Here is a 10,908-nt window from a genome sequence, read left to right on the forward strand (position 1 = left end):
ACACGCTCACCGTCTGGCTGGGCGTGTTCGAGGGAACCACGCCCGGAACCCTGACCGACCAGCTGACCGACAACGACCTCTACTGGCTGCTGGGCCACGAATACGCCCACCTGGCCCTGGGCCACAGCCGTCGCGACGAGGCCGCCGAGGGCCAGCGCAAGCTGCTGCAGAGCATGACCTCGCTCTACCAGCGCGGCGCGGTGCTGGAGGCCAACATGCGCTACGCCGAGCCCGGCGTGAACGCCGACATGCGCGAACGGATCGAGGACTCCAAGGAGGCCCACCGCCGCCTGCGCTTCCTGGTCGACAAGATCGCCATGCCGTTCTGGGGCCGGATGCTCGAGGACGAGGCCGACGCCGCGGGCTACGACGTCGCCGCCCTGGCCGGCTACCAGCCGCGCTGGAGCTATTCCACGGCCCAGTTCGCGCTGGGCGAAAAGGCGATGGACGACCGCGTCGACGCCGTCAAATCGGGCCTCAGCAAGAAGGCCTCCGCCCTGCTGGCCGATCCGCAGTACCAGGCCGCGCTCAACCAGGGCCAGTTCAGCGCCGCGGCCAACACCATGGGCGAAGCCCTGAAGAAGAGCCTGATCGAGGAGGCCAAGAGCCAGGCCATCGACTGGATGAGCCGCGACCACCGCTCAGCCAAGGCCCGGTCGGAGGGCATGGAGCGCTATCGCCAGGCCGCCTACGACAGGGCCCAGATCACGCCCGCCAGCGGCAAGATCGTCGCCGAGACCACCGGCCTGATGGGCCTGACCGAACTGGCCGAGGCGGTGCGCGCCGCCCGCGCCGCCAGCAACGCCGAGAACGCCCTCGACCCGGTGCAGGGCGAGGATCCGCAGGTCTCGTACGCCAAGGCCGCGAGCGAGATCCAGATCGCCCTGAACACGCCCTTCAAACGCGAGGCCTATATCCGGCTGGTCGCCGCGCGGGTGGCCCTGGCCCAGAACCGGCCGGGCGATGCGGTCACCCACCTGGAGGCCGCCCGCTCCTCGCCGAACGTGTCGCCCGACGCCTATCGCGAACTGGCCAGGCTTTACGCCAAGCGCGGCAGCCTGGCCCAGGCGCAGACGATCGTGACGGAGGGCCGGAGCAAGACCGGCGACTACGACTACTTCCTGCCCGAGGACGTCCGCATCCTGGTGCGCGGGCACAAGTTCAAGGAGGCCGGGCCGATCATCGGCAAATGCCGCGCCAGCCAGCGCGAGCAGATCATCCTCGACTGCCTGGACGCGCTGAGCGACCTCGACCAGAGCAAGCTGACCGAGCAGCAGAAGCAGCAGTTCCACGACCTGGCCTACTGGGGCGCGACGCCGAAAACGGCCAAGGACGACCAGTCGGTCTCGCCGTTCGACCTGCGCTCGCTGCTCAAGCCCGCCGGCAAATAAGAAAAAACCCGCCGGACCATCCGGTCCGGCGGGCTTCGATCTCGAGGAGCTCCTCCCGCCTTAGCGGGCGAACTTCTGGAACTTGATCCGCTTGGGGATCAGGCTGTCGGCGCCCAGGCGACGCTTCTTGTCTTCCTCGTACATCTCGAAGTTGCCTTCGAACCATTCGACGTGGCTGTCGCCCTCGAAGGCCAGGATGTGGGTCGCCAGGCGGTCCAGGAACCAGCGATCGTGGCTGATGACCACGGCGCAGCCGGCGAACTCTTCCAGCGCCTCTTCCAGGGCCTGCAGGGTTTCGATGTCCAGGTCGTTGGTCGGTTCGTCGAGCAGCAGCAGGTTGCCGCCGGTGGCCAGGGTCTTGGCCAGGTGGACGCGGTTGCGCTCACCGCCCGACAACAGGCCGACCTTCTTCTGCTGGTCGCCGCCCTTGAAGTTGAACGAGCCCACATAGGCCCGGGAATTGATCTCGCGCTTGCCGACCACCATCACGTCGGTGCCGCCGCTGATCTCTTCCCAGATGGTCTTGTTCGGGTCGAGGGCGTCGCGCGACTGATCGACATAGGACAGCTTCACGGTCTCGCCGACCTTGACCTTGCCCTGGTCGGGCTGTTCGCGGCCGGTGATCAGCTTGAACAGCGTCGACTTGCCGGCGCCGTTCGGGCCGATGACGCCGACGATGCCGTTCGGCGGCAGGCGGAACGACAGGTCCTTGAACAGCACCTTGTCGCCGTATTCCTTTTCCAGGCCCTCGACTTCCAGCACCAGGTTGCCCAGGCGCGGGCCGGGCGGGATCTGGATGTGGGCCTGGGTCTGGGCGGCGCGGGCGTTTTCCTGCGCGGCGACCATTTCGTCATAGCTCGCCAGGCGGGCCTTCGACTTGGACTGACGGGCCTTGGGCGAGGAGCGGACCCATTCCAGTTCGCGGGTGAGCGCGCGCTGGCGGGCTTCGGATTCCGACTGCTCCTGGACGACGCGCTTCTGCTTCTGCTCCAGCCAGCCGGAGTAGTTGCCCTCGTAGGGGATGCCCTTGCCGCGATCCAGTTCCAGGGTCCACTTGGTGACCTGATCCAGGAAGTAGCGATCGTGGGTGACCAGGATCACGCAGCCCGGGAAGTCTTCCAGGTGGTGCTGCAGCCAGGCCACCGACTCGGCGTCCAGGTGGTTGGTCGGTTCGTCGAGCAGCAGCATGTCGGGCTTGCTGAGCAGCAGGCGGGCCAGGGCGATGCGGCGCTTCTCACCGCCCGACAGGTTTTCGATGTTGCTGTCGTTGGGCGGGCAGCGCAGGGCGTCGATCGCCATCTCGATCTTGGAATCGATATCCCACAGATCCTTGGCGTCGATGATCTCCTGGAGCTTGGTCATCTCCTCCATCAGCTCGTCGGTGTATTCCTCACCGAGCTGAACCGCGAGGGCGTTGTATTTGTCGAAGACGTGCTTGTCTTCGCAGTCGGCGATGACGTTGCCCCAGACGTCCTTGGTCGGGTCCAGCACCGGCTCCTGCGGGAGATAGCCGCGCTTGATGCCGTCGGCGGCCTTGGCCTCGCCGGAGAACTCCTTGTCGAGGCCGGCCATCACCTTCAGCAGGGTGGACTTACCCGAGCCGTTGACGCCCACGACGCCGATCTTGGCGTCGGAGTAGAACGACAGCCAGATGTTCTCGAAGACCTTCTTGCCACCGGGATAGGCCTTGGTCAGGCCCTGCATCTGGAAAATGTATTGCTGCGCCATGAGGGGCTTTTCGTCTCTCGGGTCGGGGTGCGGGGGTCGGGCGCTCAAATAGCGGTTGGGGGCGGTTTGCGCAATCGCGGCCCCTTCACGCATTCGTCGCCAGACTGTCTGCGAGCCGACAAATAACCGTCGTCGCGGTGTCGCCGATCAACGTTAGGCGAGCCCTCTAGACGCGCCCTGGGCGATCTCCCCGCCCGGCGCACCAGGGGATAGAAAATGAAATCCGCTCTTCTGCTGAGCGCCGCCTTCGGCGCGCTCCTGCTGGCCGCTCCCGCCCTGGCCGCCGAAACGCCGGCCGAACCCGCGCCGGCCCCGGCTGGCGACTCCGCCACCGCCGTCGAAGAAGTCATCGTCATCGGCCAGGGCCAGAGCCGCCAGGTCCAGACGATCAACGCGACGGCCGTGGCCCTGGAAGCCGCCGGCTCCAGCCCGCTGAAGGCGATCGCCAAGCTGCCCGGCGTGTCGTTCCAGTCGGCCGACGCCTTCGGCGCCTACGAATGGTCGACCCGCATCTCGATCCGCGGCTTCAACCAGAACCAGCTGGGCTTCACCCTGGACGGCGTGCCGCTGGGCGACATGAGCTACGGCAACCACAACGGCCTGCACATCAGCCGCGCCGTCGCCAGCGAGAACATCGGCAAGGTCGAACTGGCCCAGGGCGCCGGCGCGCTGGGCGTGGCCTCGACCTCGAACCTGGGCGGCACGCTGCAGTTCTTCTCGCGCGATCCGTCCGAGACGCTCGGCGGCCAGCTGAACCTCACCGGCGGCTCGGAGGCCATGCACCGGGTGTTCGGCCGCTTCGAGACCGGCGCCATCGAGCAACTGGGCGGCCTGCGCGCCTACGTCTCGATCGCCGACCAGAAGAGCGACAAGTGGAAGGGCGGCGGCGAGCAGAAGCAGCGCCAGTACGACGCCAAGGCCGTGCTGCCGATCGGCGAAGGCGAACTGACCGGCTTCTACCACCGCTCGGAACGCCGCGAGCAGGACTACCAGGACATGTCGTTCGAGATGATCAAGCGTCTCGGCCGCGACTGGGACAACACCCAGCCCAACTGGGCCCTGGCGATCGCCGCCGCCCGCGCCTACCAGACCGGGACCGCCCTGCCCTCGCCGTTCACCTCGGTCGACGACGCCTACTACGCCGGCGCCGGCATCCGTGACGACGATCTCTACGGGGCCAGCCTCAGCCTGCCCTTCGGCGACCGCGTGAAGTTCGACGCCACCGCCTACCAGCACAAGAACCAGGGCCAGGGCCTGTGGTACACGCCCTACGTCGCCAGCCCCGGCTTCGGCACGACCGGCTCGAACGCGGCCCCGCTGTCGATCCGCACCACCGAGTACGACATCGACCGCGGCGGCCTGATCGCCGGCCTGTCGGTCGAGCTGGGCGCCCACACCATCAGCGGCGGCTTCTGGACCGAGACCAACCACTTCAACCAGGCCCGCCGCTACTACGCCGAGACCGCCTCGGCCCCGTCGCGCGATCCGCTGGACTTCCAGGCCAACCCGTTCGCCACCCAGTGGCAGTACCGCTTCGAGACCAAGACCCTGACCGGCCACATCGAGGACAGCTGGACCGTCACCGAGGCCCTGAAGATCAACTTCGGCTTCAAGGCGGTGAAGGTCGAGAACAGCGTCGAGACCGTGGTCGGCAGCGCGCTGTCGGGCAAGATCGAGAGCAAGGACACGTTCCTGCCGCAGGTCGGCTTCGTCTACGACCTGGGCAGCGGCCTGGAGTTCTTCGGCGGCTACACCGAGAACATGGCCGCCTACGTCTCGGCGGCGACGGCCGGCCCGTTCGCCTCGCAGAGCCAGACGGTCGTCGACTACGTCGCCAAGACCCTGAACCCGGAAAGCTCCAAGACCTTCGAAGCCGGCGCCCGCTATCACCGGGGTCCGTTCCAGGGCGTGGTCGCGGTCTATGACGTCAACTTCGAGGACCGCCTGCTCAGCGCCTCGACGGCCTCGCCGATCCTGGGCCTGCCGGCCGTGCTGTCGAACGTCGGCTCGGTGAAGACCCAAGGCCTGGAACTGGCCGGCGAATACCGCGTCAGCGACGCCTGGTCGGTCTACGCCGCCTACACCCACAACAAGTCGGAATACCAGGACGACGTCATCAACGGCAGCGGCGCCGTCGTCGCCCACACGTCGGGCAAGACCGTGGTCGACACGCCCGAGAACATCTTCAAGGGCGAGGTGAAGTTCGAGCAGGCCGGCTTCTACGCCAAGCTCGGCGTCAGCTACACCGGCGAGCGCTACTACACCTACGAGAACATCGGCGGGAAGGTCGACGGCTCCACCGTGGCCGACCTGACCCTCGGCTACAGCTTCGACGGCGAGGGCTGGACCAAGGGCCTCGAGATCCAGGCCAACATCAGCAACCTGTTCGACGAGGACTACATCTCGACCGTCGGCTCGGGCGGCTTCGTCAACAACGACACCGCCGGCACGGCCATGACCCTGCTGCCGGGCGCGCCCCGCCAGGGCTTCGTGACGATCAAGAAGGCGTTCTAAACCCGCCTTCGAACCTGAAGGACGCGCGGCCGGGAGGCGACTCCCGGCCGCGTTTTCGTTTCAGCCCCCAATCACCCCTTGAAGCGCATGGCCACGTCGCAGCGCTCGTAGCGCGCCCCGAACTTGGCCATCACCTCGGCGTCGTGTTCGAAGCCCAGCTTCTCGTAGAGGTGCACGGCCGGCCCGCACTTGGTGTTGGTCAGCAGGTAGAGCCTGTCGGCCGCCCCCATGGCCTTCGCCCGCTTGATCACCTCCGCCAGCAGGAACTCGCCGACCTTGCGGCCGCGCGCCGACTTCGACACCGCCATCTTGGTCAGTTCGAACCAGCCGTCCTTGGCCTTCATCAGCGCGCACGTGCCGACCACGCCCAGGTCGGGCGTCTGGGCGAACAGGATCGCCCCGCCCTTGTCGATGATCCGCTCGCGCGGGTTGGACAGAAGGTCGATGTCGTTGGCCTCCAGGGCGAACATCTCCTCGATCCATTCGGCGTTGATGCGATGGAACGGCTCGGCCAGGTCGTCGGAGAAGTCGCGCACGGTCATCGGCGGCGCCGGGGTGCTGTTGGCCAGGGTGCGGTCGACAAGCGACCGGCGATCCAGCTGCGCCTCGATGTCGGCGATGGCGTCCATCAGCTGCCGGTGCCGCCCCCCACAGAGCGAGATCGCGGCGGCCTCGACCCGAGGCCACAGCTCGTTTTCCAGCCGGTCCATCACGGCCTCGCCGGCGGGGCTGAGCGACAGCAGCTTGTGGCGTTGGTCGCGCCCTTCCTTGCTGGCCTCGACCAGCCCCTGTTCGATCAGCGCCTGGAGGGCGCGCGTGGCGGTGGGCTGGCTGATGCGCAGGTGCTGGGCGATGGCCCCGACCGTACGCGGCCCCTCGCGGCGCAGCACCGCCAGCAGCGGTTGCTGGGCCGGCTGAACCGGCAGGTCCATGGCCTGCAGGATCGCCCCGGCCTCGGTCTGCAACCGGTCGCCCAGGCGCTTGAGGCGGCTGCCCAGGAACAGCACGCCCAGGTCGGAAAGGGTGTCGGAGGTCATGAACGCCATTCCTGTCAGGATACACATAGCAAGCTATATACATAGCTATACATTATGATCCAGACGCCCTCAAGAGCGCTCGCCCCGACCCTACTGACGCGGCTTGAGTCGTTCGGCGCGGCGGCGCATGGCGGCCGCCAGCTGCAGCAGGGCCAGCGCCGAGGCTTCGTCGCGCTCGGCCGCCCGCATGGTGTAGACGCGCGCCAGCACCACCAGCGCCTCCGGCCGGTCCAGCCCCTCGGCTCCGAACATGTCGGCGATCGACTGGTCCAGCTCGATCAGCTGGTCGTCGCTCAGCAGATCCAGCAGTTCGTCGTCGGAGAAGTCTTCAGGCGTATTGCTCATGAGCCCCGACATAGCAGACCTTTCGGCCGCTAGGCGACCTGCGCCGGCTTGGCCTCGATCGGACGCGGCTCGGCCAGCAAGGGTTTCAGCAGCTGCGAGAAGCTGCCGTAGGTGAAGCTGCCCGAGTCGGCGTGGCGCACCACGCCCTGGCGGTCGATGACGAAACTGGTCGGCACGGCGTTGTCGATCTTGCCGTAGCCCTTGCCGGTCAACCGCTTGGCCAGCGGGAACGCCAGCACCTTGGCGAGATCCCGCAGGGCCCGCTCCGGCGGCGAACTTTCGACGCTGATGGCGTAGATTCGCAGGCCCGCCCCGCTGCGCTCGCGCATGAACTGGTCCATGGCCGGCATCTCGGCGCGACAGGGACCGCACCAGGTGGCCCAGTAGTTCAGCACCACGACGTCGCCGGCCATCTCGGTCGACTTGATGACCTGGTGATCGAAGGTCGTGACCGAGAACGGCGGGGCGACGTCGCCCACCGCCGCCTGCTTGCCCCTGGCCCAGCTCAGGCCAGGCGTCGCCAGGCCCGTCGTCGCCCCCATCGCAGCAAGGGCCGCCATCACTTCGCGCCGCCGCATGTCCCCTCCGTACGCCACCTGCTCAAGCGGCGTTATCGCCAGGGTTGCTCGCGGTCAAGCTTACTCGCGCCCACCTTCGACAACGACCGAACCGTGACGAAGCGCGTTCACAGGGGCAAGCAAACCGCCTAGGTTCTGTCCATGGACCGTCATGCTTCCCTCGCAGCCATGTCCGCCATCGGCCGTCGCGGCCTGTTCCGCGAGGTCGAGCCGTTCTCCTTCGGCTGGTTGTCGGTCGGCGGACCGCACGAGATCTATTACGAGGAATGCGGCGCGCCGCGCGGCAAGCCGGCGGTCATCCTGCACGGCGGCCCCGGCGGGGCGATCAACCCGACCATGCGGCGGTTCTTCGACCCCGGCCGCTGGCGCATGGCCCTGTTCGACCAGCGCGGCTGCGGCCGCTCGCGCCCCAACGCCAGCCTCGACGACAACACCACCTGGAGCCTGATCGCCGACATCGAGCGGCTGCGCGAGCACCTGGGCGTCGAGAAATGGACCGTGTTCGGCGGCTCCTGGGGCTCCACCCTCGCCCTGGCCTACGCCATCAAGCATCCCGACCGGGTCGAGGGGCTGGTGCTGCGCGGCGTCTTCCTGCTGACCGAGAAGGAGCTGAACTGGTTCTACCAGGACGGCGCCTCGATGCTGTTCCCCGACGCCTGGGAGCGCTTTCTCGCGCCGATCCCCGTCGAGGAGCGCGGCGACCTGATGGCCGCCTATCACAAGCGCCTCGTCCATCCCGACCGCCGCGTCCAGGCCGAGGCCGCCAACGCCTGGAGCCAGTGGGAGGGCGACACCATCTCGCTGCGCGGCCCCGAGGCCCGACCGCCGAAGTTCAACGAGGAAGACTTCGCCATCGCCTTCGCGCGGATCGAGAGCCACTTCTTCGTCAATCGCGGCTTCTTTCCCGAGGACGGCTGGATCCTGAAGAACATCGAGACGATCCGGCACATCCCGGCCTGGATCGTCCAGGGCCGCTTCGACGTCGTCACGCCGCTGGCCAGCGCCTGGGCCCTGCACCGCGCCTGGCCCTCGGCCCATTTCGAGATCGTCTGGGACGCCGGCCACGCCTCGACCGAGCCGGGCGTCATCGACGGCCTGGTCCGTGCGACGGACGCGGCGTTCGGTCGATAACGACCGGACGCATGCTGGACTTCATTCTCAAGTTCTACCGACGCCCCCATGGAGCGCGCATGAGCGCCAGGAAGCCTGCGGGTCACATGGACCAGCATCCCCAGAACGATTGCGATGCGATCAGCTACGATCCGAGGTTCGACGAATACGCCATCCCGTCGGGCGGTGCGCTCCAGTTGCTCTCCTACTGCGCGTTCTGTGGCGACCGGTTGCCCGAAAGCAAACGCGAGCGATGGTTCGACCAGCTCGAAGCCCTGGGCGTGAAAGATCCATGGCGAGCCGAACTGCCGGCAGAGTACCGATCGGACGCCTGGTGGAAGGCGCCGGCTGAATAGCCGCCCCCACCTCAAGTCCCCAGGTGCCTACCCCGCCGCTTGATCGCCAGGCTCTCCCAGGCCGCCACCGCCAGCAGCACCACCGTCGTCAGCAGCGACAGCACCAGCGGCGAGACCGCCATCGCCGCCAGGGCCAGCAGCCCCAGCGCCGCCATGCCTGCGATCCGCGACGGCGACCAGATGCGGAACACCGCCTTCTTGAACAGCACCCCGCCCAGCAGGAACAGCAGCGGCCCGCCGATCAGGGCCATGGCGGTCTTCAGGTCCGCGTGGCCGACCGGATGGTGGATCACCCACTCGTCGCCGACCGCCGCCACGATGATCCCCGCCACCGGCAGGAGGTGGCTGTAGGTGTAGGCCACCCGCGCCACCCGGCCCGGATCGTCGGAATGGCTGATCGCCTCGCTGGCGGCCTCGGCGGTGAACGAGAAATAGATCCACCACATGGCCAGGCTGGCCACGAACGACGAGGCGAAGGCCGCCGTCACCGCCGGCGTCCAGTCCAGGCCCGCGGCCGTCGCGCCCATCACCAGGATCGACTCGCCCAGGGCGATGATCGTGAAGAGGGCGCAGCGCTCGGCCAGGTGCGCGCCCTCCACCGTCCAGTCGGCGGTTTTCGACCGGCCCAGGCCCGGGGTCCAGAAGCCGGCGGCCGGCGAGGCGTATTCGATGGCGATGGCGGCGGCCCAGCAGGCCAGGCGAACCTCGTCATGGGCCAGGCCGCCGGCGATCCACAGCACGCCCGAGACGCTCAGCCAGGCGCTGATCCGCAGGAAATTCAGGCGCAGCCCCTCGTCGGCCCGCACGCACCACAGGGTGAACAGGCTGCGCCCCACCTGGATGCCGACATAGGCCAGGGCGAACAGCAGGCCCCGCCCCTCGAAGGCCTGCGGGATCGACATCGCCAGCACCATGCCCGCGGCCATCACCACGAACAGCATGATCCTCACCGGCGGCCGCTCGGGGTCCAGCCAGTTGGTGACCCAGGCGGTGTAGACCCAGGCCCACCAGACGGCCATCAGCAGCAGGCCCGTCTCCAGCACGCCCAACGGGCTCGGATGGCCGATCAGGCCGTGCGACAGCTGGGTGATGGCGAACACGAACACCAGGTCGAAGAACAGCTCGACATAGGTCACCCGCGCATGGCCGCCTTCGCGCGCCCGCAGCAGGCCGCCGCCCTTCCTGCTCGTCATGTCCGCTCCTTCGTTCTTTCGCCCGGACTTTCGCCCTGAATCGGAAGCTAGCCAGAACGAATTGGCGGCTGAAGCGCTATCCTCGCATGACGCCGTTCGATCTCCTGAAAACCCGCGCCGCCATCGTCGGCCTCCCCCTCGCCCTGACCCTGGGCGCGGTGGCCGGCGTCGCCATGCAGATCGGTCCGCAGGAGGCCGAACCCGGCGCCTATGTCGAGGTTCACGGCAGCCAGTACGCCGAGGCCGCGCCCATGGTCTGGCCGGCCGGCAAGGTGCCCGACTACGTCATCGGCCAGGACTTCCTGCGCCCGCCGCAGGACGAGACGCCGGTGGTGCTGACCTCGGCCGATCTCGTCGGCATGGGCCCCGAGATGGGTCTGATCGAACCGGCCAGCTACGAGCCCGCCGACCAGGACATCGTCTCGGCCTCCGGCGCCACCGCCATGGACCAGCCGATGGCTCCCACCGAACCCGCCGACGCCCCGCGCGCCAGCTACGCCTCGACGAACGGCGACATCCTCGACAAGCGCCTGCCGGAAGAAGTCGTGGCCGGCCCGCCGAAGACCGCCCCGACGGAAATGGCGGCGTCGTCCTACTGATCCTTCTCCCCCTGCGGGAGAAGGTGTCGGCGAAGCCGACGGATGAGGGGTCTCTCA

10 protein-coding genes are annotated in these 10,908 nt (G+C 68.0%); 5 read left to right on the forward strand and 5 right to left on the reverse strand.

From position 1 onward, the window contains the following. Positions 1-1,391: M48 family metalloprotease (locus DMC18_RS00005; RefSeq protein WP_146217923.1), on the forward strand; the 1,391-nt coding region annotated here is incomplete at its 5' end. A 60-nt stretch (positions 1,392-1,451) separates the two neighbouring features. Here DMC18_RS00005 and ettA read toward each other — a convergent pair. Continuing rightward, positions 1,452-3,119, reverse strand: a complete 1,668-nt coding sequence (ettA, locus tag DMC18_RS00010) for an energy-dependent translational throttle protein EttA (protein ID WP_110121230.1) — start codon at positions 3,117-3,119, stop codon at positions 1,452-1,454. A gap of 216 nt (positions 3,120-3,335) precedes the next feature. On the opposite strand from ettA, the gene DMC18_RS00015 reads away from it, so the two are divergent. Further along, positions 3,336-5,633: a TonB-dependent receptor gene (locus DMC18_RS00015; RefSeq protein WP_110121229.1), complete on the forward strand. Its 2,298-nt coding sequence runs from the start codon at positions 3,336-3,338 to the stop codon at positions 5,631-5,633. Positions 5,634-5,704: 71 nt separating this feature from the next. On the opposite strand, the gene DMC18_RS00020 is transcribed toward DMC18_RS00015, so the two are convergent. The 3 genes from DMC18_RS00020 to DMC18_RS00030 all read right to left on the reverse strand — a co-directional run bounded on the left by DMC18_RS00020 (position 5,705) and on the right by DMC18_RS00030 (position 7,593). Further along, positions 5,705-6,670 carry a GNAT family N-acetyltransferase gene (locus tag DMC18_RS00020; protein ID WP_110121232.1) on the reverse strand — a complete coding sequence of 322 codons (966 nt, stop codon included), beginning with the start codon at positions 6,668-6,670 and terminating at the stop codon, positions 5,705-5,707. 90 nt (positions 6,671-6,760) lie between these two features. Further along, complete coding sequence (locus DMC18_RS00025; protein ID WP_110121231.1) at positions 6,761-7,015, reverse strand: low temperature requirement protein A; 255 nt, start codon at positions 7,013-7,015, stop codon at positions 6,761-6,763. A 29-nt stretch (positions 7,016-7,044) separates the two neighbouring features. Then, complete coding sequence (locus DMC18_RS00030; protein WP_110121228.1) at positions 7,045-7,593, reverse strand: TlpA disulfide reductase family protein; 549 nt, start codon at positions 7,591-7,593, stop codon at positions 7,045-7,047. Positions 7,594-7,734: 141 nt separating this feature from the next. Here DMC18_RS00030 and pip point away from each other — a divergent pair, with 141 nt between their 5' ends. Both pip and DMC18_RS00040 read left to right on the forward strand, forming a co-directional pair. Next, positions 7,735-8,724 (forward strand): prolyl aminopeptidase, encoded by a 990-nt coding sequence (pip, locus tag DMC18_RS00035; RefSeq protein ID WP_110121227.1) that lies wholly within the window; start codon positions 7,735-7,737, stop codon positions 8,722-8,724. Positions 8,725-8,735: 11 nt separating this feature from the next. After that, the gene (locus DMC18_RS00040; RefSeq protein ID WP_110121226.1) at positions 8,736-9,059 is read left to right on the forward strand and encodes a hypothetical protein; all 324 of its coding nucleotides are present in this window, start codon (positions 8,736-8,738) and stop codon (positions 9,057-9,059) included. Between the two features lie 11 nt (positions 9,060-9,070). Here the strand turns inward: DMC18_RS00040 and DMC18_RS00045 are convergent, their stop codons facing one another. Continuing rightward, entirely contained in the window at positions 9,071-10,252 is a 1,182-nt protein-coding gene (locus tag DMC18_RS00045; protein WP_110121225.1) for a low temperature requirement protein A, read from the reverse strand. 86 nt (positions 10,253-10,338) lie between these two features. Between DMC18_RS00045 and DMC18_RS00050 the strand changes: the two genes are divergently transcribed. Next, positions 10,339-10,851 carry a hypothetical protein gene (locus tag DMC18_RS00050; protein WP_110121224.1) on the forward strand — a complete coding sequence of 171 codons (513 nt, stop codon included), beginning with the start codon at positions 10,339-10,341 and terminating at the stop codon, positions 10,849-10,851. Positions 10,852-10,908 lie beyond the last annotated feature (57 nt).

The sequence above is a fragment of the Caulobacter sp. D5 genome (genome assembly GCF_003185805.1).
Classification (GTDB): domain Bacteria; phylum Pseudomonadota; class Alphaproteobacteria; order Caulobacterales; family Caulobacteraceae; genus Caulobacter.

Bases quoted from the DNA above. Each gene is read 5' to 3' on its own strand.
- ettA (WP_110121230.1), bottom strand. From the start codon at position 3,119: ATGGCGCAGCAATACATTTTCCAGATGCAGGGCCTGACCAAGGCCTAT.
- DMC18_RS00015 (WP_110121229.1), top strand. From the start codon at position 3,336: ATGAAATCCGCTCTTCTGCTGAGCGCCGCCTTCGGCGCGCTCCTGCTG.
- DMC18_RS00020 (WP_110121232.1), bottom strand. From the start codon at position 6,670: ATGACCTCCGACACCCTTTCCGACCTGGGCGTGCTGTTCCTGGGCAGC.
- DMC18_RS00025 (WP_110121231.1), bottom strand. From the start codon at position 7,015: ATGAGCAATACGCCTGAAGACTTCTCCGACGACGAACTGCTGGATCTG.
- DMC18_RS00030 (WP_110121228.1), bottom strand. From the start codon at position 7,593: ATGCGGCGGCGCGAAGTGATGGCGGCCCTTGCTGCGATGGGGGCGACG.
- pip (WP_110121227.1), top strand. From the start codon at position 7,735: ATGGACCGTCATGCTTCCCTCGCAGCCATGTCCGCCATCGGCCGTCGC.
- DMC18_RS00040 (WP_110121226.1), top strand. From the start codon at position 8,736: ATGCTGGACTTCATTCTCAAGTTCTACCGACGCCCCCATGGAGCGCGC.
- DMC18_RS00045 (WP_110121225.1), bottom strand. From the start codon at position 10,252: ATGACGAGCAGGAAGGGCGGCGGCCTGCTGCGGGCGCGCGAAGGCGGC.
- DMC18_RS00050 (WP_110121224.1), top strand. From the start codon at position 10,339: ATGACGCCGTTCGATCTCCTGAAAACCCGCGCCGCCATCGTCGGCCTC.